This window comes from Vibrio sp. THAF190c (assembly GCF_009363355.1).
Taxonomy (GTDB): Bacteria; Pseudomonadota; Gammaproteobacteria; order Enterobacterales; family Vibrionaceae; genus Vibrio; species Vibrio fortis_A.
Map to the genome: position 1 here is coordinate 1,017,056 of NZ_CP045339.1, position 22,968 is coordinate 1,040,023.

The window sequence follows — 22,968 nt, forward strand, 5'->3', positions numbered from 1 at the left end:
GAGGCTGAGCAGGTATAAAATTATGCTTGAGCTTTTTCCGCTTGGGTCTGCTCGGATAGGTTATTACCCGCTTGATTGTCTATCTCGATCTCTTTGATATCGCCGTTTGGTTCACGGAAGAAGTACATGAAGATGACCAAGATGATGGCGATCATGATGGCACCGAAGCCCCACATACCTGCCCAGTCAAACGTGAGTCCATTTTGTGGTTCGTCGTAGGCAAACATTTTCTCCATCAGCACACCACCTAAGCGATAACCCAATAGACTACCGATGCCTTGGCAACCCAAAGTGATAAGACCTTGTGCCGCGGTACGCATGTGAGCGGGTGCTTTTTTGTCTACGTAAATGTAAGCGGTCACGAAGTAGAAGTCGTAGCTCACGCCGTGTAGCAAAATGCCGGCAAATAGCAGTGAGTATAGGTACCACGTTTCTGCACTACCGTAGACGAAGAAGCCGTAACGGACTGCTGCAGTGAAGAGACCAAGAAGTAATACCTTCTTAATACCATAACGTTTAGTAAAGAAGGGTAGAGCCAGCATGAAGAAGATTTCAGAGAACTGGCCTAGGGTCATCCAACCCGTTGCGTTGCTCATACCGACTTCAGTTAGGTAGCCGTTTGCAAAGATGTAGTAGAACGCCAATGGCATGCTGAACATGAAAGAACAAACAAAGAAAGCTAAGAAGTTTTTGTCTTTCAACAACACGATAGCATCAAGGCCAAGCATCACTTTAAGGCTTAATTTGCCAGTGCTCTTTGGTGGTGTATCAGGCAGCGTGAGTGCGAAGATACCAAGAGCAGCAGAAGCTAGCGCTGTCAGAATCAATGGGATGTTGCTCGATGAGATATCGCCGTAGCCCAACCATCCAGGAAGGAAACCGATCGCAATACCAGAAGCAATCCAACCGATGGTACCCATTACACGGATACGCGGGAAGTCACGCTCTACATCTTCTACATTCGAGAAAGCGATACTGTTGGTGAGCGCTATCGTTGGCATGTAAGTCAGTGAGTACAACAACAGAAGTGGGAAGAAGGTAGCGAACTCAGTTTGTTGCGCGGCCAAGTACATGAGTACTGCACCCGCAATCAACATAACAGAAAGTACTTTCTGCGCAGCGAAGAAGCGGTCAGTGATAGATCCAACAAGGATCGGTGACAGGATCGCAGCAATTGCCGTACAAGCATAAGACCATGCGATCTCCGTTGGGGTAAATCCATTGGTATTAAGTATTTGCCATAGGGGAACAAACCATGCGCCCCAGATAAACCATTCAATGAACATCATTGAAGAGAGTTTGATGTTTGTGAGTTTCATTATTTTGTCCTTTGGTACTGTAGGGTACGCATTGATGGTATTTTAAACTGTAATACCAATACAATACCAGGTGGGTTGTTTTGTGATCTATTTATCGCAATCGTTGACGATCTTTTGTCTCTTTGATCTTAGGTTAAGCCGCGCTCGGTGGTCATTTATTCGCTAACTGGTCGTTTTTCAAAGGAAAGTTTGCCTAGCTCTGACAATTAGATTGCTTGAGGCCTTAGAGTCTCTCGCGCTTTAAGTTGTTGCATAAGCTATTGGCTCTGTTGGTCTCTCTTTACTTCTCATTTTATTTTCCTTCAGAAGCCGTTATTGCAATCTGTAATTGAACGATGTTTTATATTTTGGAGGAAGAATGAAGTACTTTGTGGTCCCCGCTGTTATGTTGTCAGGCTTTGCGGTGAGTGCAGCGTTTGCGCTGAGTGATGACGTTGAACACTTTGTGAGTTTAGGTGTACTCGATGGCTATACCGCGTTGAGCGAGTCGGAGTTTACGCCTGCGGTCGGTTATCATGCCTTGATCGACGATAGGCATCGTTGGGGGTTAGGAGTGGCGCACAGTATGAAGTCAGACTACACGACTACGACTGGCTCTTATGATTATGTCTATAACCTCGACTCAAAGTGGGCAATTTTTGGAGGCGTATCGACAGGTTATAGCTTCGCCAAAAGGGATGATGGCGTGTTGGCTGGAGGTCAGTTTGGCTCAACTTTCGAACCGGTGGAGAACATGAAAATGGAACTCGGCTACCGAATTCACGACACATTGGAAAACTGGAAAGACAGAGATATGTCGCGAATTGAAGGGATCTACTTCGGATTTAGCATGAAAGTGTAATTACTGGCGACAAACTGGGTCGCCTGAAGGAGGGGCCTTTAAGGAACGTCGATACAGGAAAAGTTTACCGTAGTGGTTTGCATCTGCTCTTCAATGCGGTTGCTGATTCGCATTACCTGTGTTTCTTTACCCTGTGTCTGGCACAAACTAGTTGCTGTGAGCATTGCATCACTCTGAGAGAGGGACGACTTTTCAACATCATAGGTTTTACTGACGGCGATCTCATATTGAGTAGGGCTGTTGCCGTTACTGAAGGCTGTTGAAGAGGCGAAAAAACACCATGAAAGTAATGCGAGCCGGAACATAATAATCCTCTGTACGACGTTATTGACCGGCAAATTTTAATGGTGGCTTCACTCACTAGGGAGTAAGGCAGTTTAATGCTTATACATGGATAACGCTTAAACTGGCTTACGCGTAGATCAACTTATGTTCGTTCTATTAATCCAATTGTTTGGCAATCAATCTCGCCATTATCTCAACTCCTTCTCGCCACTCTTTGGTCTCTTCTAGGTTGGCAACACTGAATCGAACACAATGTTTGTATTGATCATTTGTACCGAAAACCGTTCCCGGCAGAATACCCAATTTGTGCTCTAAACAGTCTAAATAGAGCTCATAACTGTCGAACGAATCGGGCAAGGTTAACCAAATCAGAAACGCGCCTTCCGTGCGGGATAGGTGATAGCGCCCTTTGACTTGCGGGTATTGGTTTAGTGACTCCGTGAGCGCTGTATGAAACTGTTTATAGTTGGTTTGATAGAGGCGCTTCATCTTAGCGATATGACTACGATATCGACCTGAAGTTAAGAATTGCCCAACGGCAGACTGCATTAGATTCGAGCTGCCCATGTTGTCGCACAGAAGAAACTTTTCAATCTGTGGTTGATATTGTCCTGAGAGTAGCCAACCGATGCGTAATCTAGAATCGAGTGTTTTTGATAGTGAGCTCACATAGATCACGCGACCATCTTTATCGAGCTCTTTTAGGCTTGGCAGCGGTGCATCGTAGGCTAGGCTGCCAAATACATCATCTTCAATAATGGGAAGTTGTTTTGTGATTTCTAATAGCGCCTTTCTGTTGTTCAAAGGCATGCGAGAACCGGTTGGATTAGCAAAGTTGGGCGTTACCAGTACCGTTTTTACCGGCCACTTCTCAATTGCATCTTGTAGGGCGCTAATATCAATCCCGGAATGAACGCTAGTCGGGATCTCCAGTGCTTTAAGTCCTAATGACTCCAGCAGCAGTAAGTTACCAAAGTAACATGGTGACTCGACTGCCACGACGTCGCCCGGTTCGGTTAGTGCTCTCAGTGCGAGGCTAATCGCTTGTTGAGCACCATGCGTGATGGCAATCTCATTGGCGCTGGCAGGGACGCCAATGTCTTGGGTGATCTTAAGGATCTGTTTCACCAACTGGTCATCGCCGGGCGGCAACTGGTAGTAACCGGGTAACTGAGTTTGAAGACGGCTATGTCGGCCTATTTCGGCATAAAGGCTGCGTATTGCTGGGTTATTGACATTAGGGTGTGCGGAGCCAGTGAGGAGTTTGAGCTTGCCATCTGGGCGTGACAGCACGGAGCGAGTGACTGATAACAGATCCACCTTTTGTGGGCGGCTGTTTTTTTTGAGAGTAACGAGTTCGAGTTCCTGCACTCGATAACCAGATTTAGGTACAGAATAGATGAGTCCTGTCGCTTCCAGCTCTTGGTAGGCTCTAATGACCGTGTTTTTGCTCATGTTAAGTTGTGTGCTCAGCTGGCGAATGGAAGGGAGACGATCATGAACGTGTAAAATCCCATCCTCTATCTGATTCTTAATGTGTTGCTCTACTGCCAAGTACTTATTGATACCCACCTAATTCTCCCTAACCGCAAAAATCTGTAACCATCTAAAACATTCAAACTGTATCTTTAATCTGTATCTGTACCCAACTAAGGTAACAGTATTGTTGAATCGTTGACCAGAGTTTTGTCGTGTTGATTAAATTTATCCCCTTTGTTTTCGTTATTTTATGGTCGTCCGGCTTTGTCGGTGCGCGGTTTGGTTTGCAGTATGCGGAGCCTGCGACCTTGCTGTCTCTGCGTATGATCACCAATGTCTTGTTGTTCGTGCTTTTGCTTGCACTGCTCAAACGCAAAATGCCTCGTGGCAGTGCGTTCTTTCATAGTTGCGTGGTTGGCATACTGATTCATGGCTTCTATCTTGGTGGGACTTATCTAGCGATTGATATGGGCATGCCTGCTGGATTAAGCGCGCTTCTGGTTGGTCTACAGCCAATACTAACTGCCATTATGATTGTGACGTTTACTGTTGAACGCTTTAATTGGGCTCAATGGTTGGGTTTGGTACTCGGCTTTTCTGGCATTAGCTTGGTGCTGATGGGCAACATCGAGTGGCAGTCGGATACTCATAAAACAGAAGCGGTGTTGTTGTGTGTTCTTGCCTTGGTGGGCATTACGTTCGGTACGCTTTATCAGAAACGTTTCTGCCAAGGTGTGGATATGGTAGGCAGTGCGATGGTGCAGTATTTTGCATCAGCCATTTTGTTTGTGCCTTATGCGATGAGTTTTGAGACTATGCAGGTCAACTGGACCGTGGAATTTTCATTAACCATGGTTTGGCTAGTCGTTGTGTTGTCTTGTGTGGCGATTCTGCTGCTGCTCTACATGGTGGAACATGGTGCTGCGTCCAGTGTAGCTTCTGTGTTTTACCTTGTACCTCCAACAACGGCTATTCAAGCTTGGTTGATGTTCGGTGAGTCTTTTGATTTTTACGGTGCACTAGGCTTTGCGTTGGCTGCGATTGCGGTTTACTTAGTGGTTAAAAAGCCAAACTTATCATTGGGATTGAAGAGAAAGGTTCAAGTGAGACTGTAGACAAAGCGACCAAAGAAGAATGGATAGTATGCACCAACTAAAAGAGCCCGTCGTGGGCTCTTTTAGTTTCTAAGGTCGACCCAGGGGTAAACCTTTAAGAGGTTAGCGTTACGCTTTTCTCATTAAGCAAGCGTAAGCTGTTGTGAATGGCGCTTCTTGGTACTGCTTTAGGCCAGTCTCTTTGAACTTCATCATCAGTGGGTTGTGCTTTAGGCTCTCTTTGATTGCTGCTGGTGCTACAACTTCCACATCTAGGCCATCAATCAGTTGGATAGCCGCTTCTAGTTTGAAGCCGTGACCACCACCTGCAAATTTGCCTTTAGTTTGACGTTGGCGAATTACAACCTTCTCAACTTGGTAATCTTCCATCAGTTTTGCGAAAGAGAACTGGAAGTCTTTCATTTTTTGCGTGTCATTTGCGTCGCTGATTGCGACTTTAGAAACGCGGCAATCAGGGATGTTGAACACACCATCTGAAAGAGAAAGTAGACAAATGATCGCATCATTACCTTTGATTTCAACGCCACAAATTTTCATGTTTTTACCTATTGATTTAACAGCCGTACATTATGGGTTGAATTGCCTCATATCGCCAGTGAATTGCGGGAATTAGGTGTTGTTATTTGGTTTGCGTGTTTACATCTGGATGAGTTGTAAGCGAACGAATTTGCGACAACGTTTGCTATGAGACGAACTTCACAAATTCGTGGCGCGAATTAATCCGTATGCGATATATTATATGAATATCATTAAATATCGTACGGTTTAAGAGGACCAATGAGCATCAATAACCTTTCTATCCGCAGCAAGATCGCAATTCCGCTGCTGGTGATCGTCGCCGTTTTTTCTGCAGTCACCATTCTAAATGTGATTAAGTCGAACCAACAGGCCGCGATCAATCACGAACTTAACAATGTCGTGCAACCTGTATTGGAGAATCTAGAAGACGGCTATCGCGATATCTACCAGGTTATCTCTGCGGCACAAGGACTTTTGCTAGCGAAAGATCAGGCGTCGATCGATTACCAGACGTTTGAGTTCAAAGACAATGCTTATAAAGCTGTTCCACGCTTTGAGAGCGTACAGAAGCTGTATGATGCAGGCGTCCTCGATCGCTCGTCTCGAAACGAGTTGACCAAATTGGTCTCTTCAATGAGCCGTTGGGTTGATCTTCATGAGCCCATGTTTGCGGATCCAGCAAATGCCCACGCTTACAATCGCGAATTTACGCCTGTGCTTGATGCCGAGTTTGAAACTATCCGCAACCAGCTTTGGTCTGTTCGTTCGTTAATCGAGAAGAAACAAGCTGAGCTGCGCCAACAAGCGAATGATTCGATTGAATCCAGCAAGATTGTTATCGAAGTCGGTATGGGGGTCGCGATTCTGGCCGCATGTTTTGCACTGTGGTTATCAAACCGTTTTATCGTTAAACCGATTCAAGATGTTGAGAAAGCGATGAGCGAAATCGCGTCTGGTGATGGTGACTTGTCTCAGCGTATGAAGGTTGAAGGCAGTGATGAAATTGCGCGCCTGAGTGCTGCATTCAATGAATTTGTTGGCAAAATCCATGTAACGGTTGAGCAAGTTATCTTTGCTTCAAACGCGGTTCGTTCAGAGATGGAAAACATTAAATCTTTGACTCAGAGCGTAGCGGAGTTCTCGGCTAACCAGCAGCAAGAGAGTGAAGTGGTTGCAGCGGCGGTACATGAAATGCAAGCAACCAGTGCCGCGGTAAGTGGTAACGCTCTGGATGCTGCAACCGCAAGTAATACTGCGACGCGCGAAGTTGAATCAACGAACAGCACTCTAGCGTTAACTGTCGGTTCGATTGAACGCTTGGCAAGTGACATTGAGAATGCAAGTGGCGTGGTACATAACCTTGATACGGATGTGAAAAGCATCGCTTCGATTCTGGGTGTTATCAAAGGTATTGCCGAACAAACCAACCTCTTGGCTCTGAACGCAGCGATTGAAGCGGCACGTGCAGGCGAGCAAGGGCGCGGTTTTGCTGTGGTTGCAGACGAAGTTCGTGCGCTGGCAAGCAAGACACAAGACAGTACAGGTGAGATTGAATCGATGATTGAACGCCTTGAACAAGGTGCGAAGCAAGCTGTTAGCGTGATGAATGAGAGTAAAGAGAGTGGTGAGAAAACCATTACTCAAGCAGAAACTGCAGCAACGTCACTGGCTGAAATTAGCAGTTCAATTGGAATGATGAACGAGATGAACACTCAGATTGCAACGGCAGCTTCTCAGCAATCTCATGTGTCTGAAGAGGTGAATCAAAACGTTCAACGCATTGCTGAAAGTACCGCTCAGATGGTTGAAATGGCAAGCAGTGCTGAGAATGCATGTATGGCTCTGGCAGAGCAGTGTGAATCACTCGACCGATTAGTATCTCAGTTTGAAGTGTAGTTGTTGAAGAGACTTAACTGATAACAGATTAAGCGACCTGTTATGAAGGCCTAAACTAAAAAAGCCCGCACTTACTTTTCAGTAAATGCGGGCTTTCCTATTTAGTCTCAACAAACTTAGCTGCTGCGACCGTCTTTATAGGTGTAGCGATAATCGACAGTGATAGCCGCTTGATAATGCACATCACCACTCATATTGGTGATTTTCTTCACTTCCATATTGGCATCATCAATCTTAAACGAATTATATTTGGTCGTGTTTCTAAACTGAGGCAGTTCTCTTGAAAGTTCAAAAGAACTCTTTGTGCTTAACTCTTCCATAAGGTTAGCTCCTGCATCGTATGCTTCCGCTTCGGTAACAAATGTATCTGACTTAAGCGTTGTTTCTAGAATTGCTGTTTTAGTTGCTGCAAACGCTGTTGTGCTTAGAACAAGTGTTGATGCAAGTACGATTAATTTCTTCATAGGAATACCTTACTTTTTGTGAACACCAATGTTTCGGTGCAAAGCCAAGATACCAACGAAGTGGTAGGACAAGTGTCAGGGGAGATGCTGTATTTGTAAGACAAAAGTAAGGGTTGTTGGTCAATGTCAGAGGAGCGTCCGAGCAATAAATAGGCGATTGAAAAGCGGGTTATCGATAGTGTCGATGCGTGAATCAAGATGACTTAAATGGGTTAATTCAATAGACTTAGCAGTAGATAACATCAATAACAGGTAATCGTATGGCGAATTGGGAAGGGGTAAGTGAGTTTGTAGCAGTGGCTGAGCGAGAGAGCTTTACTGGAGCTGCAAGTAAACTATCGACCTCTGTTGCACAAATAAGCCGTCGTGTCGCCAGCTTGGAAGAGCGACTAGCCGTTAAATTGCTCAATCGAACCACACGTAAAGTGTCTCTCACTGAAGCGGGTCAGCTCTACTATCAACAATGTAAGCAATTGGTGGAAGGGCTGGAGTTAGCAGAGCTTGCAGTAACGCAGATGCAATCGACCCCCAAAGGTCTTTTGAAAGTCACAGCGCCTGTCACTTATGGTGAACGTCAGCTTGCGCCTTTGCTGCATCAGTTTTTGACTCAGTACCCTCAAGTAGAGCTTGAGTTGATGCTAACTAATCAAAAGTTAGATCTCATTGATTCAGGGGTCGACGTTGCTATTCGTTTAGGACGACTGGAAGATTCTAGCCTGGTTGCCAAACGCCTATCTCAGAGACAGCTCTATGTCTGTGCAAGCCCTGAGTACGTTGAGCATTATGGCGAACCACATACTTTATCTGAGCTTGCTAATCATCAGTGTTTGGTTGGTGGCTTCGAGCATTGGCGATTTAAAGAAAATGACCAGCCACGATCGGTACGTGTTAATGGTCGAATTAAATGTAACAGCGGTTTAACACTTCTCGATGCCGCGAAGCAGAGCATTGGTTTAGTGCAGCTGCCTGAATACTATGTTAGCGATGATCTAGAATCGGGAGAGCTGGTGGAAGTGCTGTCGGATTTCCGAGATGACAAAGAGGGGATCTGGGCGCTCTATCCTCAAAACCGTAACCTCTCTTCTAAAGTTCGCCTGCTGGTGGACTTTCTCGCTGAGAATCTAGATTGATGAAAACTCGCCAAGTCACGGAACAAGACTCGAGATTAATTCGAGACGTGTTTCGTGGTCTTGAAGAGCATTATGGTTGGTTTGACTGGTGGCCGACCAGCGATCCTTATCAGATCATGATGGGGGCGATTCTGGTTCAAAATACGAATTGGAAGAATGCTGAAAAGGCGCTCGATAACTTAGGTGAAACGATCACGCCACAACAGGTTGCCGCAATGGAACTTGATACGCTGGCACAAGCCATTCGTTCCAGTGGTTACTACAATCAAAAGGCTCTAAAGCTGAAGGCAATGACGCAGTGGTTTGCTCAATACGACTACGATATACAAACTGTACGGGCTCAAGAAACGGACGTTTTGAGACAGCAACTGCTTGCGGTGAAAGGCATTGGTGGAGAAACGGCAGACGCAATTTTGGTTTATGCCATTAAAAAGGCATCATTCGTGATTGATGCGTACGCGAGAAGAATCTTTGAGCGAAACGGTTTGGATGTTCCTAAGTCTTATGAGAGGTTTCATGATTTGATGGAAGCTGTGATTCCACCTGATACTAAGACCTACGGCTATTACCATGGCTTACTGGTCGAGCATGGTCAGCAGTTTTGCCACCCCAAGCCCAAATGTGAAAAATGCCCCTTAGCTATTCGCTGCAAAGGGGCACTGCTTTAGATAGTTGACTAAACAGTGAATCGATCGACTAAGTGGTACAACTCGTTTGCACGATCATTCAGGTTCTGGCTGCCAGCACGGTTTTCATTGGCTAGTGTTGCCGATTGAGAACTTGAGTCAGAGATAACTACCACGCGTTGGGAAATCTCTTGGCCAACAATATTTTGTTCTTCGGTTGCAGTGGCGATAAGCGAGTTCATGTCCATGATGGTATCAATCGACTCCTGAATTCGCGCCAGCGCCTCAGCAGCTGCGTTCGCTTCTTCTACCGTTTGAGCACTGCGGTTTTGGCTAGAATCCATCGCTTTAACTGCGGCATCCGAGGCTGCTTTCAATTGTTCGATCATGGTGTGGATTTCACCGGTACTCTCTTGAGTGCGGCTTGCAAGCTTACGTACTTCATCAGCAACCACAGCAAAGCCGCGACCCTGTTCCCCTGCACGCGCCGCTTCGATAGCCGCGTTCAATGCTAGTAGGTTCGTTTGTTCTGCAATGTCTTGGATAACTGCGAGAGAAGATGAGATGTTTTGTACATCACCTTCAAGCTGAGATACGACAGTGTTCGCTTCGGATACCTCAGAAGCCAAGCCAGCCACAGACTCTGCTGCCGCGTTTACAATCTCTTGTGCTTCACGTGCGTTGTTTTCTGCCTGCTTCGCGGAATTCGCCGCTTGGCTCGCGTTGCTTGAGATCTCTTGAGCGGTGGTTGTCATTTCTGTCATCGCGGTAGCAACTTGTTCAGTCTCTTCACGTTGACCGTTTGCCAGTTCATCTACTTGAGCAGCACGAGCTGACATACTATTGGTTTCGTTTACCACTTGTTGGCCAACATCACTCACGCTGCGAATAATGGTTTGAAGGCTTGCAACAAAGGCATTGAAGTTGTCACTTAGGCGAGCAAACTCAGGGGCTTTGAATGGTTCCATACGAGCAGTCAAATCGGCCTCACCACTTGCGAACGAGCTGATAGATCGATCCAGCTGTTCGATTGGCTTCATAATGGTTCGGTTAATACCTACAGCGAAGACAGCAACGATCGCAGCGATCAGGCCACAGAACAAGCTGATCGCTGTGATCGTGCTCTGAAGTGCTTGGTTAGAACTCGCTTCCATTTCAGCGATAACGGCATCAATGTCATCGGTGTAGAAACCCGTGCCGAGCATTAAGTCCCACTGAGGAATGAAGACGGAGTAGCTTAGCTTTGGTAGCGCTTCGGTCTCGCCTAATTTAGGGAAGTAGTAAGTGGTAAATTGTCCGCTCTTCGAGTTTCGGATCAGGTCTTGAATCAGGTAGTTGCCCTTTTTATCCTGCAGATTGAAGTAGTTTTTCCCAATACCATCGGTACTTTGGCCAACCACAACACGCACACCTTTGGAGTCGTAACCAAAGATGTAACCTGACTCGCCATACTCGAGCTGACGTAGAGTCGGTAGGGCCTCTTCTAGTGTCGCTCCTCGTTGTAAGAAGGGGGCGATCGATGATTCAGCCATTTGCAGATAAGACTTCAACTCTTTCTGCTTCATTTCCATCATATTGGTGCGAGTAGAGTTGACCTGCTCAGCGGTGAGTTCGGTTGTCTTTAGATAGCTTACATAGATCATCCCTAGTGTCATAAAGAGTAAAGGGATAAAAGACAAAATATAGAGGCGGTTTTTGATGGTTAGACTCATAAAGACTTCCTACTGCAGAGATATTGTTTTTTATTAGGTCACAAGACCGATTGAACAGATGAGCTTTGCGACACACTGCTCAAAAAATGGTACATATCGTTTTACAGTATTTGTCTGTTTAAAAAATGTAAATGCGCCATTGGTCTAAACGTTACGTTTGCATAGTTTTGTTCTATAAATTTGACAGCGGTTAACTTTTTGCTGAATGTGTGAGCAACATGTCACAAGAAATTGCGGGAAGTAAGGGAAAAAATGAAGAACTATTGGTAGAGCTTTTGTGAATAGATAAGCATATTTACGTGCGTATGCTCATAGCATAAGAGTTGATATAGATGCAGTGTGAACGGTTTATTTGAGTGAATTAAATGACCTTTTTCACTGTAGTTAAAATGATAGATAAAAATAATAAGAGCCAATAACTGTTATTGACTCTTAATTAAGCCAGCTGACGTTGTCGTCTAATTATAGTAAGCCAGTTTTAGTTTCAGTGCTTTGTTCGCTATATGTGTAGTCTGAAACTTTGCCTTTGTTATCCAGAGTGATGTAAAGCACCTGAGTTTCTGAATCGACACCAGAGAACAGGAACCCAACAAATGGGATGAAAGATGCTGGATTGCTAGATGCACTTGAATAGGTATAAGTCAGCTGCTTAGAGCCATCTGAAGAGAAACCTGTCGATGTTGGTTCGCCTAGCATGTCGATTAGTTGCTGTTCAGTCGTTTGGCCTTTCTCAACCTTGCTGATGGTCTCGTTGTCCATCTTAGTACCTTGTGAAGCACACGCTGTTAACATAACAGCTAGTAAAAGTGCAGAAGCTTTTTTAAACATAAATACCTCTCTGTGAATGTTTCGGGTACTTTCTTAAAAAATATAAAGTGCTTCAAGATACGAGAAATACAGAATAATCCATAAAATAATTTGAATATATTACTTGTAGTGTTGTATTGCCTTTTCATTTTATTTGTGAGTTTTGGTATTTATAACTTGAGTGATCAACAGTTGAGCACTTATCGTTTAATAAGTGTTCTTTATTAATCCGTTTGTTATTTATTGTATGGGTATGGAAAATGATTATTACAATTGAATAGTTAAGGTAAATGATTGGATTCGTGTAATTAAATTTAATCAGTAAACTGTTTGTTGTTTATTTGAGCATTTACCATAAATGCGACAAGGCTAAGAATGGCTTTTGATAGAGGTTGCGCTTTGCTAGAATGCGGCGCTCTGTGACAATCTAGTCACGCCGTTATTGATTTAAGTGAGTACATTCATGAAGAAAAGCCAGGTGACGATTGGTTTAACGAATCCTAAAAGCCCAACCAATGTTGGCGCTGTAATGCGAGCTGCAGGCTGTTATCAAGTGGATGAAGTTAAATACACTGGTCAACGTTATGAAAAAGCAGCCAAATTTCATACTGATACCAAGAGTGCAACTCGCAATATTCCACTGGTCGGGGTTGATTCATTTCTCAATGATCTTGATCCAGAGACAAAGATTGTGTGTGTTGAACTAGCAGAAGGCGCGACGCCGTTACCAAGGTTTCAACACCCAGAGAACGCTATCTACATCTTTGGTCCAGAAGACGGTTCGATTTCTCAAGACGTTGCAGATCGCGCTGATCATGTTGTGTATGTACCGACGGTTGGTTGTATGAACTTAGCGGCAACGGTGAATGTACTTCTTTACGATAGATTGGCTAAGTCTGATGATATGGACGAAAGCAACGAACTTATTAAAAAGAGCCGAGATAACCGCAATCACCTTCTAGTGAAAGAAAAATAGCAACAACTCGAGCTATTGTTGATTCATGTGTTATCTAAGTGATTTCCTAGCGGGTATGATGTGGTCACACTCTTCTCCGATGAAAGGCTAGATAACACATGGAAGATGAACAACTTCTTACGGCTTTAAAACACCAACCTGTCCTTGACCTCTATTCGCTCTATCAATCCCTCGAGCACAGAGGGACCTTATACTCATTGCTTGAAAAACTCGCTTCACTCAAAGACCAACACGCACTCGATACTCAGTTAAGCCCTTTGAAACCGCATATTGAAAAGGTTTTGGCGCAGTTTGACGACCAAACACCGGATGCTGTGATCTTGGAAGCCGTGATCAGACAATCTGAAATTCAACAGCGAGGACACAGCATGAGCCGCTATGTATTGACGTCGGATAACCACCGTCATTTTGCACCCGAAGCGGATTTGGTGGTATTTGGAGATTCGATTACTGAGTGGGCACCTTGGGCTGATATCTTCCGAGACGTATCTATGGTGAATCGAGGTTTAGCCGGAGATACAACCGCAGGCATGCTAAGACGAATAGACACGACCTTGAACGTTAACCCCAAGCTGATCTGCTTTATGGCGGGTATAAACGACCTTGCTCAAGGCTTCTCTGTCGATCAAGCTTTCGCAAACTATGTCGAGATCGTAGACACATGGCTCAAGCAAGGGATTAAGGTCGTTGTTCAATCAACGTTGTTTGTTGGTGAGAGTCTTCAAGGGTTGAATACCCAAGTTGAAGAACTGAACAGTCTGCTAAAAAGCTATTGCTATGAGAATGGTGTCCAGTTCTTAGATGTGAACGAAGTTTTGGCGCCCAATGGCGTGCTATTGGATGATTTCAGCTGCGATGACCTGCACCTGAATGCCAATGCTTATCAACAATGGTCGAGCCTACTTGTACCGGTTGTGCATCAATCATTATCCAGCGATTAAGCAGAAAACCTTAATTGTTAGCACATAAAAAAATCGGCTAACTCATGATGGCGGGGAACCATATTTGAGTTAGCCGATTCGTTTAATCAGCGTTACTAGCCAGTGATTAGCCAGCTAAATAGGCGCTAATACGTGTCGTCGATGCTGTTGTTGAGACTAGGGACACTTTGAAGCCATAACTTGCAGTGGCTTACCTGCATCGTCAAACTTCAAGCTCCAAACATACTTCCCGCCTTCACGGATGGTAACAGCGGTATCTTTACCATAACCGCCTTTGGTTAGCGCCGTCTCTTGGCCTAGTTTGATATTCAGACCATCAGCTGTGTACTGCGGAGACCAAGATTTAGACGCGTATTGCATGCGGTAGCTACCCGGTTTCTCTTTAGTTACAACTTGATAGGTATTGTCTCCGCGATAGGTAAAGGCTCTGCCTTCTTTGTGTTTCCAGCCAGAGTCAGCGAAGTTGCCTACAACGTATAGCTTGCTGCTTACTGGGCCCGCTTCAGATACGACAGGGTTATCACACTGAGCCATAAAGCCTTGGCCAGAGGTTGGCGCGCTCGCCATCGCCGCAGCGACAGGTCCTGCAGCACTTGGTTTATCTACGCTCAAGAATCGACCTTCAAATGGTGCTAGCTCAATTTGGTAGCTGTCACCGGATGCGGCGATTTTGTCTTGAGTGAGCAGGTCGCTCAGTCCAGCGTCAGAGCCATATTGTTTCTTAGTGAGCTCTAGTGTGTATGGCTTGTCAGTGACGTTAATGGCATAGATGATAGCTTCGTTGCCGGCACCTTTGTGGTCGACGTAAACGGATTCGTTAGCAAGTAGGTGAGTTCGCTTACCTTGAGACAGTGCCGGGTGGTCCTGGCGAAGTGTCATCAGAGTTGTCACATATTGCTTGAGATCTTGTTCGCGAGCATTAAGGTCAGCTGTTACACCTTCCACTTTACCGCTAGTACGCGCCACGTGGTCATCACACAGTCCTGGAATAGCACAATCTTCCCATACTTTGTCAGCAAATCCATCTAGCTGATCACCAATTTCATCACCGTAGTAAGTGGTGATTGGGCCTGTGTAAGCGGCTTGGAATGAGAAAGCTGCTTTGTATCGTTGCCAGTATTCATCATCTTCTGGTGAAGCGATATCGCCACGTTGCAGTAAGTCACCAAAGCGCACTAAGTCGTGGTTACCAATCATAAGGTTTGGTTTTGCGTGGTCTGGGTAAAGTGAGTGTAATGACATGCCTTCTGCTAGCCACTCACCGCCTTTGCCACCAACACCGGCTTCGTTTACAGCAAGCGTCTCTGTTAAGCGGTAACGCACAGGGAAGTCAAACGCAGAGCAGAGTGCCGGAGAGCTGTTAGTACCATAGCCTGTTTCGATAATGCGGTTTTCTCCCGCCCAAATTTCAGCAACCATGTAGCCCAGTGGATTAACGGTTTCACCCTCTGAGTTTACGTATTCAACTTCTGCAGAGGCGACATCGACACTCTCACGAATTTCCGCCCATGCGTCTTTTGGTACTTGATACGCTTGGTCAAGACGCCAGCCATCAATCTTAAGTTCTTTGATCCAGTAAGTCGCGACCTCTTTGTAGAACTCTAAACTCTCTGGGTAAGCGACAGGGTTGTTCTCGCCTTGTGGTAGTTTACCAGTAGGTGAGGGCGCAACATTACCTTTATGGTGACCGAATACGCCATCAAAGAATACGTATAAGCCGCGAGCGTGCGCCTCTTCTACTAGCTGTTTAGCTTGCTCTAACGTACCGAATCGTGGGTCGATACTGAAATAGTCAGTGGCGAAGTAGCCCGTTGCATCGAGTCTATCTGCCCAGTGATCTTGTCCAGCAACAGGCTCAGAATTGAAGATAGGTGTTAGCCAAATACCATTCATTCCCAGCGATTGAATGTAATCGAGTGAGTCGATGATGCCCTGAATATCACCTTTATGGTGGCTAGTGCCGTAACCGGTGCCATGACCGATAGAGTCATCGCCATTCACAAAGCTTTCGACCATTACTTGGTAGATACGCAGGTCGTTGATTTCTGCGCTGTGTGTGGTTTGACATTGGTAGGCATTGAGGTCGACCTGCTCAGAGGTCTCGGTTGTAGACTGGCATCCAGCTAAGAGTGCGAAAGAAACCGCTAAAGCCGTCGTAGTTAGGGTGCGTTTCACGTTCAAGTCCTTATTATTGTGTTTTGGTTCATTATTGACCAAGTGAAACAGAGGCAAATCATCCATAAATCAAAGGGCTGAGGATGAGAAAAAGGGCTGAGAGATCTCAGTCACAATAAATTTACATTTCACCACCCGGAATATGATTTGGTGCAAAATTATTCACCGATAAAAGGTATGCAGTTGAGTAAAAATAGTTTGTTTGAACGCTTTTCAAATAACCCTCGACCTAACACAATTTTGGTTCTGTCTACGAGGTCACTTTCTGTTATCGCAAAATGCACAGTCTGTACTTTATAAAAGAATTGTTATGGTGTTTTATGTGAAATGTTAATGATTGTGGGCGGTTTCATTGTTTCTCTAAAACAATACGCTTGGTTGGCGTGGCTTATTTAACATCCTAACTCTTTGAATCATTGACGCTTACTGTGGATTGTTCGATAAGAAAGAGTAAAGAATGTGAGTAGTGATTCTTCCCAATTTGTAGACGATGAATTTCGCTTTGAACCCACGTTGCGGGCGAAGTTTTCACGTCGAAGGTGGTTCAATTGGAAAGGCATTGAACTGCGTTTGGTGTTGGCTTTAGCGATGCTGTCGATGACGACGATCTTTCTTTCGGTCTTTTCTAGTTTCACTTTTGATATTCTCAATCAGCGCCTTGTTGAGCTTAAAGAGCAAGAGATCCCTGCGCTCGACAATGCGGCTCGTCTGAATGACAGAGTCAGAGAAGTCATCACAACCTCTTCCCAACTCAGTGGTGCTGAATCCAACCTAGAGCGTGAACAAGCGATGCTGCGAATTGAACAAGCCATTTCGGAGATGAAAAGCATCATGGTTCAATTTCCCGACTACCACTCTTACTTTAAAGATTTGATCTCGCAAGTCCACAATAGCTTGAGCTTGCTCTATCAGAGTGAAATAGAGTCGCAGCAGCTCAACAAAGAGTTACGTAACCTGCTGGAAGGTTTTTATCCCCTGCTTCAACAAGCCAGTGACGCACTCGATGATCTCCCTCAATCAAGTAAGCAGCAGATTGATTTCGCCCAACTAAAGGCACTGCTCTATTATCAATTGGGTTTGGTCGAGAAGCTCTACAACGATTCAAGTTTTAATGAACTGGACTACACCGGATACCGCCTAGAGCAGGTCGGTGAAGAGTGGTGGGGCATTTGGGCGAGTGGCGATCTAAGGAGTGAATTTCCTGAGCTGGATGAGCAATTGATGGTGATCTACAGCTTGGCCTCTAATACAAGCACTCTGTACGAGCTAAAAAATAAGGCGCTCGATCACCGTTATCAAGAGATGTACTTTCTACAAAATAGCCGAGAGCACCTAAACCAACTCACGGTTCAGATTGAAAGCCACACCAGCAAGGTGAATGGCAATATCGATCAATCCATTCAACAAGCTCAACAGTCTCTGCTTTCAAATCAGCGACTGTCTCTGTTTCTCTCCCTATTTAGCGTATTAGCCGCAGCGGCGATATCTTGGTTCTATGTGCGAAAGAGTGTTTTAGAGCGCCTCTTGCAGCTAAAAGACAACATGTTTGCTATCTCTACTGGGCATCTGGATACCGAAGTTGCGATTCGTGGTCGCGATGAAGTGACGCAAATGGCCAAGTATTTAAGAGTGTTCCAAACCACCGCTAAGGTTGTGAAACAGACCAATCGTAAGCTCGAAGCTGAGGTTATCGAGCGCACTATTGCTGAAGAGAAATTGCGCGTGACCCAAGATGAGCTGATTCAAGCAGGTAAGCTTGCGGCTTTGGGGCAGTTGAGTGTCGGCATTACACATGAAATCAATCAACCTCTGACTGCAGTAAACAGCCATGTTCGCAGTGCACAGTTGTGGTTGGAAAAAGAACGTCCGGATAAGGCGGCGAACAACCTGCAGAAGATCGAGACATTACTAGAGAAAGTCGCAGCTATCACCCGTCACCTGAAAGCATTTTCGCGTAAGAGCGATGGCAAGCTAACCAGTGTTGTACTGAACGATGTGATTAGCGATGCGATTGACTTGTTTGAGACTCGCCAAAGCGGAGTCAACATTGAGTATTCACCACATCGGTCATTGTTGGTTAGAGCCAATAGCATCCGCTTAGAACAAGTCTTGGTGAATCTAATTAGCAATGCGTTAGATGCTATCGAGCACAAAGAACATCCTAAGTTGACCATTTCTACTTCTGAGCACTCAGAGACCATCGAAGTATCAGTTAAAGACAACGGTTTAGGTATTCCTCAAGAGGATCTCCCGCACTTGTTTGACCCATTTTATTCACGAAAAAGCTCAGGAAAAGGGCTCGGACTTGGTTTGTCCATTGCTTACAACATCATAAAAGACTTTGGTGGTTCGATTCACGTGGAATCTCAAGAACACCAAGGTACAACTTTCATCGTCACTCTACCAAAAGGCACACACTCATGACCCAAGACAACCACATTATTTTGATTGATGACGAACTGGACGTTGTCGAAGCGGTGAGTGAAATGCTTGAGCTCGAAGGGTTCAACGTCACCAGTTATACCGACCCTAACCTGGCACTCAAGTCGTTGAAGGGAAGCAGCCAGTCTGTGGTGTTGAGTGATGTTCGAATGCCGAAAATCGATGGGTTGAGTTTGGTTAGCGCGATTCAACACCGAGCACCGAACGTACAAGTGTTATTGATGAGTGGTCACGGTGACATACCTATGGCGATTGAAGCGATGAAGCTGGGGGCGTTTGATTTCTTAGAAAAACCACTAGATACCAGTGAGTTGGTAGAGAAGCTCAATCTCGCACTAGCCCAATGTCAGAGCAGCAGCTCTCAAACCTTTGGTGAGAGTGAAGAGAGTGACCTACCAATCGAGTCTGTCGTTATCGGTCAATCAAAGGGCATGGAGAGTATTCGCAAACAGGTTCTCGCTTTAGCACACACAGGTGTGGATACCATAATTAATGGTGAAACGGGTACTGGTAAAGAGGTGATAGCAAGCGCGCTTCATCAATTTAGCCGACGAAAAGCCAAACCGTTTGTAGCGATTAACTGTGGCGGTATGACAGAGAGCATCATTGAGAGTGAGTTGTTTGGCCACGAGGCAGGGTCGTTCACCAGTGCCAATAAGAAACGCATTGGCAAAATAGAGCAGGCGAGTGGTGGAACCCTATTCCTTGATGAAATCGAAAGTATGCCTATCGCGGTGCAAATCAAATTGCTGCGAGTGATTCAGGAGCGAACCATTGAGCGTGTTGGCGGGAATGAACTGATCCCTGTTGATATTGTTGTGGTTGCGGCAAGCAAAGCCGATCTCGCTAGCCTGAGTGAGTCGGGTGAGTTTAGAGCCGATCTTTTCTATCGCTTGAATATCGCTAGTCTGAATCTGCCGGCTCTACGCCATCGTAAAGAGGACATTCAACTGCTGTTTCGACACTTTGTTGTTCAAGCTAGCCACAAATATAAGACTCGTCCCTCGACAATTTATCCTGAGCAGATCCAGCAGTTGTGTCGACATGAGTGGCCGGGCAACGTGCGTGAGCTCCGTAATGTCGCAGACCGTTTTGTGTTGGGTATTGTGGGTGATGGTTTCGATCTGCAATCGCCAAGCTGTGAATCGACCAGTGGTGAATTTGCATTTGAGAAACAGATGGAGCAGTACGAGCGTAACGTGTTAACAGAAGCTTTGATAGAGAGCGCTGGCAACATCAACGATGTGTCTAACAAGCTTAACTTACCGCGTAAAACCTTGTATCGAAAGATGAAAAAGCATCAGCTTGATAAAGAGAGTTTCAAAATATAGTTCGTTCTAAACATAGTCAGGGTGAAAAGGATAAAACTGATAAGACAGTAATGACCCATTTAATTAATCAATAAATTAATATCCACTTCAAGTGTTTGTAATATAAGGTTTTTAACATTTGGCACAATGCCTGCACTAAACCATTGCGGCTTAAAGCCATTGCTGCGTATAAGCATTATGGTTTAAGCCGCAGGCAGGCTATCAGTCTCCGTATTGCATCCGTATCTTTTATTGATGAGCGGAAGCGTTAAGGTGGAGACTGAATGGCCAAATTAAGGAAAGTAAAAAATAATTGCTTGTTGCAAGGAGATACAAACATGAAGCAAATTCTGAAAGGTTCAATTGCTTTAATACTCGGCGTGAGTTCGATGACAGCATGGGCAGCACAAGAGTCTGCCAACCTTGGACCTCGTCCCCTCTTTTTAATCAACAATATGGACGAAGGACCGCTGAAAACTAAGCTATTGAGTTGTAGTGAAGGGCCTTTCCAACGCAGTGACTTCTCGATTGGTCACCGTGGTGCGCCAATGCAGTTCCCGGAACATACTAAAGAGTCTTATCTCGCTGCGATTCAAATGGGTGCTGGCATCTTGGAATGTGATGTGACCTTTACCAAAGACAAAGAGCTAGTCTGCCGTCACTCACAAAACGATCTGCATACTACGACGGACGTGTTGGCTCATCCAGAGCTTGCGAAGAAATGTACGGTTCCATTTAAACCAGCTAACCCTGCAACGGGTGAAGACGCTCAGGTGGAGTGTCGCACTACAGACTTTACCTTGGCGGAGTTTAAGACTCTTAAAGGGAAAATGGACGGTGCGAACCCTAAAGCAACCACGGTTGAAGAGTACATGAATGGCACGCCTGGCTGGAGAACTGATCTTTATAGCCAAAGCGGTACCCTGATGACCCATGCTGAGAGTGCAGCGCTGTTCAAGCAACATGGCGTGAAGGTGACACCGGAGCTGAAATCAGCAGCGGTAGAGATGCCATTCAATGGCTTTAGCCAAGAGATGTATGCTCAAAAGCTGGTGGATGAAGTCAAGGCTGCTGGCTTTGATGCGTCTGAAGCCTACCTACAGTCATTCAACCTGGATGACGTTAAATATTGGATCAAAGAGAACCCTAAGTTTGGTGAACAAGCGGTGTATCTGGACGATCGTGTGTATGAACAAGCGGACTTCGTCGCTTCGATTGAGAACATGAAAGAGCTACAAAAAGCAGGTGTAAACATCATCGCACCGCCGTTGTTTGCTCTAGTTGAGCTTGATAAAGACAACCAAATCGTGGCGTCTGACTACGCTAAACTGGCGAAGCAAGCTGACTTGGACATCATTGCTTGGACACTTGAGCGTTCAGGTCCACTGGCACAAGGTGGTGGTTGGTATTACCAAAGCGTCAAGCAAGGCATCAACAACGATGGCGATATGATGAAGATGCTAGACGCACTAGCGCAAGACGTTGAAGTGTTGGGTGTATTCAGTGACTGGCCTGCAACGACGACTTATTACGCTAACTGCATGGCACCAAAAGCCTAAGTGAGTTGGTGAGATGGGCGGTATGAAGTGAACTGCCTGTCTCTATGATTGGACAATCTCAATCTATTTTTTAAGAGCCTTCGGGCTCTTTTTTTGGCTTGATAACTGTGGGACAAAAGTGACCCAAATTCATATCAATAGCTTGGACACAAATGACTCAAATCTAATCACCTAAAATGAGATTTGTTTTAAGTTGTTGAAAATAAATAAAATAATAGTTGGCACAAAGGGTGCAATAAGAGGTTCGACCCTCAACAAAAAGTAAAAGTAAGGTTTGAATATGAAAATCAGTGTTAAAGGACTGTTAATCGCTAGCTCCCTACTACTTCCTTCAATGGCTATGGCAAACGACTGCTCTAGCCGTGGTGTGTTAGACGATCGATACTGTGATGAAAACCAAGATTTAGTGGCAGACTCGCCTAAAAATCCAGATGAGTGGAACGATCCGAGTACGCTCGTGTTTACCTACACTCCTGTAGAAGACCCAGCCTTGTATAAAGATGCATTTGCTGATTTCCAAGCGCACCTAAGTAAGATCACAGGTAAGCGCGTGATTTACTACACCGTGCACTCAAACTCTGCACAAGTGGAAGCGATGCGCTCTGGTCGTCTGCACGTTGCAGGTTTCTCGACAGGTCCAACCGGCTACGCGGTTAACCTAGCGGGTTATGTACCAATCGCGGTGAAAGGTGATGAGTCAGGCTTCCAAGGTTACAACCTAATCACTATCGTGCGTAAAGACAGCGGCATCAAGACGATGGCTGATCTGAAAGGCAAAAAGGTTGCGCATACTTCTGCGTCATCAAACTCTGGCAACCTTGCACCACGTGCACTTTTCCCTGCAAAAGGCTTAGTACCAGACCAAGACTACAAGGTGCTTTACTCGGGTAAGCATGACCAATCTATTTTGGGTGTATACAACGGAGACTACGATGCAGCACCTGTCGCCTCTGATGTTTACGACCGCATGGTTGCAGCAGGACGTGTAGATGCGTCTGAGCTTAAAATTATCTACCGCAGTCCACGTTTCCCAACATCAGCATTTGGCTACGCTTACAACCTGAAACCAGAGCTTGTTGACAAGATCAACGAAGCGTTCTTTAGCTACCGCTTTACACCAGAAATGAGCGCTGCATTCAAAGGCGCCGACCGTTTCTCTCCTATCTCTTACAAAGAAGAGTGGGGTGTGATTCGTGACATTGCTCATGCAACCGGTACTGCTTACACCAAAGCGGGTCTGAAAAAGCTTGCGGAAAAAGATGCGGCGAAACGCGCGAAGAAAAAAGCAGCTGAGCTCGCGAAACAAGCAAACAGTCAGTAACTCCTCTCTAATACCCTTTTCACTTATTCACTGAATAAGTTGTTTTAAGTC

19 protein-coding genes are annotated in these 22,968 nt (G+C 45.4%); 11 read left to right on the plus strand and 8 right to left on the minus strand.

Annotated features, from left to right (window positions below):
• Positions 1–20: 20 nt before the first annotated feature.
• Entirely contained in the window at positions 21–1,319 is a 1,299-nt protein-coding gene (locus FIV04_RS19570; protein WP_152470191.1) for a nucleoside permease, read from the minus strand.
• 358 nt (positions 1,320–1,677) lie between these two features.
• Between FIV04_RS19570 and FIV04_RS19575 the strand changes: the two genes are divergently transcribed.
• Positions 1,678–2,160, plus strand: coding sequence for a hypothetical protein (locus tag FIV04_RS19575; protein ID WP_152470192.1), 483 nt, complete (start codon positions 1,678–1,680; stop codon positions 2,158–2,160).
• A gap of 38 nt (positions 2,161–2,198) precedes the next feature.
• Here FIV04_RS19575 and FIV04_RS19580 read toward each other — a convergent pair whose 3' ends face one another.
• A complete protein-coding gene (locus tag FIV04_RS19580; protein ID WP_152470193.1) occupies positions 2,199–2,465 on the minus strand; it encodes a hypothetical protein in 267 nt (88 codons plus the stop codon).
• Between the two features lie 136 nt (positions 2,466–2,601).
• On the minus strand, positions 2,602–4,017 hold the full coding sequence (locus FIV04_RS19585; protein WP_150897105.1) for a PLP-dependent aminotransferase family protein: 1,416 nt from the start codon (positions 4,015–4,017) through the stop codon (positions 2,602–2,604).
• A gap of 119 nt (positions 4,018–4,136) precedes the next feature.
• On the opposite strand from FIV04_RS19585, the gene FIV04_RS19590 reads away from it, so the two are divergent.
• The gene (locus FIV04_RS19590) at positions 4,137–5,039 is read left to right on the plus strand and encodes a DMT family transporter (protein WP_152470194.1); all 903 of its coding nucleotides are present in this window, start codon (positions 4,137–4,139) and stop codon (positions 5,037–5,039) included.
• 108 nt (positions 5,040–5,147) lie between these two features.
• Here the strand turns inward: FIV04_RS19590 and FIV04_RS19595 are convergent, their stop codons facing one another.
• Positions 5,148–5,576: a DUF3010 family protein gene (locus tag FIV04_RS19595; RefSeq protein WP_032553447.1), complete on the minus strand. Its 429-nt coding sequence runs from the start codon at positions 5,574–5,576 to the stop codon at positions 5,148–5,150.
• A gap of 240 nt (positions 5,577–5,816) precedes the next feature.
• Here FIV04_RS19595 and FIV04_RS19600 point away from each other — a divergent pair, with 240 nt between their 5' ends.
• A complete protein-coding gene (locus tag FIV04_RS19600; protein ID WP_152470195.1) occupies positions 5,817–7,454 on the plus strand; it encodes a methyl-accepting chemotaxis protein in 1,638 nt (545 codons plus the stop codon).
• 116 nt (positions 7,455–7,570) lie between these two features.
• On the opposite strand, the gene FIV04_RS19605 is transcribed toward FIV04_RS19600, so the two are convergent.
• Positions 7,571–7,918, minus strand: coding sequence for a DUF3316 domain-containing protein (locus FIV04_RS19605; RefSeq protein WP_152470196.1), 348 nt, complete (start codon positions 7,916–7,918; stop codon positions 7,571–7,573).
• Positions 7,919–8,178: 260 nt separating this feature from the next.
• Between FIV04_RS19605 and FIV04_RS19610 the strand changes: the two genes are divergently transcribed.
• Positions 8,179–9,048 (plus strand): LysR family transcriptional regulator, encoded by an 870-nt coding sequence (locus tag FIV04_RS19610; RefSeq protein ID WP_152470197.1) that lies wholly within the window; start codon positions 8,179–8,181, stop codon positions 9,046–9,048.
• Positions 9,048–9,716 carry an endonuclease III domain-containing protein gene (locus FIV04_RS19615; protein ID WP_152470198.1) on the plus strand — a complete coding sequence of 223 codons (669 nt, stop codon included), beginning with the start codon at positions 9,048–9,050 and terminating at the stop codon, positions 9,714–9,716. The genes FIV04_RS19610 and FIV04_RS19615 overlap by 1 nt, the downstream gene beginning before the upstream one ends.
• 8 nt (positions 9,717–9,724) lie before the next feature.
• Here the strand turns inward: FIV04_RS19615 and FIV04_RS19620 are convergent, their stop codons facing one another.
• Together FIV04_RS19620 and bamE are read right to left on the minus strand one after the other, a co-directional pair.
• The gene (locus FIV04_RS19620) at positions 9,725–11,386 is read right to left on the minus strand and encodes a methyl-accepting chemotaxis protein (RefSeq protein WP_152470199.1); all 1,662 of its coding nucleotides are present in this window, start codon (positions 11,384–11,386) and stop codon (positions 9,725–9,727) included.
• A gap of 462 nt (positions 11,387–11,848) precedes the next feature.
• Positions 11,849–12,214 (minus strand): outer membrane protein assembly factor BamE, encoded by a 366-nt coding sequence (gene bamE / locus FIV04_RS19625; protein WP_152470200.1) that lies wholly within the window; start codon positions 12,212–12,214, stop codon positions 11,849–11,851.
• 442 nt (positions 12,215–12,656) lie between these two features.
• Here bamE and FIV04_RS19630 point away from each other — a divergent pair, with 442 nt between their 5' ends.
• A complete protein-coding gene (locus FIV04_RS19630; protein WP_152470201.1) occupies positions 12,657–13,169 on the plus strand; it encodes an RNA methyltransferase in 513 nt (170 codons plus the stop codon).
• A 98-nt stretch (positions 13,170–13,267) separates the two neighbouring features.
• Complete coding sequence (locus tag FIV04_RS19635; RefSeq protein ID WP_152470202.1) at positions 13,268–14,110, plus strand: SGNH/GDSL hydrolase family protein; 843 nt, start codon at positions 13,268–13,270, stop codon at positions 14,108–14,110.
• Positions 14,111–14,266: 156 nt separating this feature from the next.
• On the opposite strand, the gene FIV04_RS19640 is transcribed toward FIV04_RS19635, so the two are convergent.
• On the minus strand, positions 14,267–16,327 hold the full coding sequence (locus FIV04_RS19640) for an alpha-amylase family glycosyl hydrolase (RefSeq protein WP_253895546.1): 2,061 nt from the start codon (positions 16,325–16,327) through the stop codon (positions 14,267–14,269).
• A gap of 417 nt (positions 16,328–16,744) precedes the next feature.
• On the opposite strand from FIV04_RS19640, the gene FIV04_RS19645 reads away from it, so the two are divergent.
• The 4 genes from FIV04_RS19645 (at position 16,745) to phnD (ending at position 22,917) form a co-directional block, all read left to right on the plus strand.
• Positions 16,745–18,709 carry an ATP-binding protein gene (locus FIV04_RS19645; RefSeq protein WP_172974290.1) on the plus strand — a complete coding sequence of 655 codons (1,965 nt, stop codon included), beginning with the start codon at positions 16,745–16,747 and terminating at the stop codon, positions 18,707–18,709.
• A complete protein-coding gene (locus tag FIV04_RS19650) occupies positions 18,706–20,058 on the plus strand; it encodes a sigma-54 dependent transcriptional regulator (RefSeq protein ID WP_152470204.1) in 1,353 nt (450 codons plus the stop codon). Before FIV04_RS19645 ends, FIV04_RS19650 begins: the two co-directional genes overlap by 4 nt.
• 317 nt (positions 20,059–20,375) lie before the next feature.
• Positions 20,376–21,596, plus strand: coding sequence for a glycerophosphodiester phosphodiesterase family protein (locus tag FIV04_RS19655; RefSeq protein WP_152470205.1), 1,221 nt, complete (start codon positions 20,376–20,378; stop codon positions 21,594–21,596).
• A gap of 280 nt (positions 21,597–21,876) precedes the next feature.
• Positions 21,877–22,917, plus strand: coding sequence for a phosphate/phosphite/phosphonate ABC transporter substrate-binding protein (gene phnD / locus FIV04_RS19660; protein ID WP_032553435.1), 1,041 nt, complete (start codon positions 21,877–21,879; stop codon positions 22,915–22,917).
• Positions 22,918–22,968: the final 51 nt, after the last annotated feature.

What these genes read in the sequence shown, in the direction of transcription:
- FIV04_RS19630 (WP_152470201.1), top strand. Translation starts at nt 12,657, where the DNA reads ATGAAGAAAAGCCAGGTGACGATTGGTTTAACGAATCCTAAAAGCCCA.
- FIV04_RS19650 (WP_152470204.1), top strand. Translation starts at nt 18,706, where the DNA reads ATGACCCAAGACAACCACATTATTTTGATTGATGACGAACTGGACGTT.
- bamE (WP_152470200.1), bottom strand. Translation starts at nt 12,214, where the DNA reads ATGTTTAAAAAAGCTTCTGCACTTTTACTAGCTGTTATGTTAACAGCG.
- FIV04_RS19635 (WP_152470202.1), top strand. Translation starts at nt 13,268, where the DNA reads ATGGAAGATGAACAACTTCTTACGGCTTTAAAACACCAACCTGTCCTT.
- FIV04_RS19580 (WP_152470193.1), bottom strand. Translation starts at nt 2,465, where the DNA reads ATGTTCCGGCTCGCATTACTTTCATGGTGTTTTTTCGCCTCTTCAACA.
- phnD (WP_032553435.1), top strand. Translation starts at nt 21,877, where the DNA reads ATGAAAATCAGTGTTAAAGGACTGTTAATCGCTAGCTCCCTACTACTT.
- FIV04_RS19620 (WP_152470199.1), bottom strand. Translation starts at nt 11,386, where the DNA reads ATGAGTCTAACCATCAAAAACCGCCTCTATATTTTGTCTTTTATCCCT.
- FIV04_RS19655 (WP_152470205.1), top strand. Translation starts at nt 20,376, where the DNA reads ATGAAGCAAATTCTGAAAGGTTCAATTGCTTTAATACTCGGCGTGAGT.
- FIV04_RS19615 (WP_152470198.1), top strand. Translation starts at nt 9,048, where the DNA reads ATGAAAACTCGCCAAGTCACGGAACAAGACTCGAGATTAATTCGAGAC.
- FIV04_RS19595 (WP_032553447.1), bottom strand. Translation starts at nt 5,576, where the DNA reads ATGAAAATTTGTGGCGTTGAAATCAAAGGTAATGATGCGATCATTTGT.
- FIV04_RS19610 (WP_152470197.1), top strand. Translation starts at nt 8,179, where the DNA reads ATGGCGAATTGGGAAGGGGTAAGTGAGTTTGTAGCAGTGGCTGAGCGA.
- FIV04_RS19605 (WP_152470196.1), bottom strand. Translation starts at nt 7,918, where the DNA reads ATGAAGAAATTAATCGTACTTGCATCAACACTTGTTCTAAGCACAACA.
- FIV04_RS19600 (WP_152470195.1), top strand. Translation starts at nt 5,817, where the DNA reads ATGAGCATCAATAACCTTTCTATCCGCAGCAAGATCGCAATTCCGCTG.
- FIV04_RS19575 (WP_152470192.1), top strand. Translation starts at nt 1,678, where the DNA reads ATGAAGTACTTTGTGGTCCCCGCTGTTATGTTGTCAGGCTTTGCGGTG.
- FIV04_RS19570 (WP_152470191.1), bottom strand. Translation starts at nt 1,319, where the DNA reads ATGAAACTCACAAACATCAAACTCTCTTCAATGATGTTCATTGAATGG.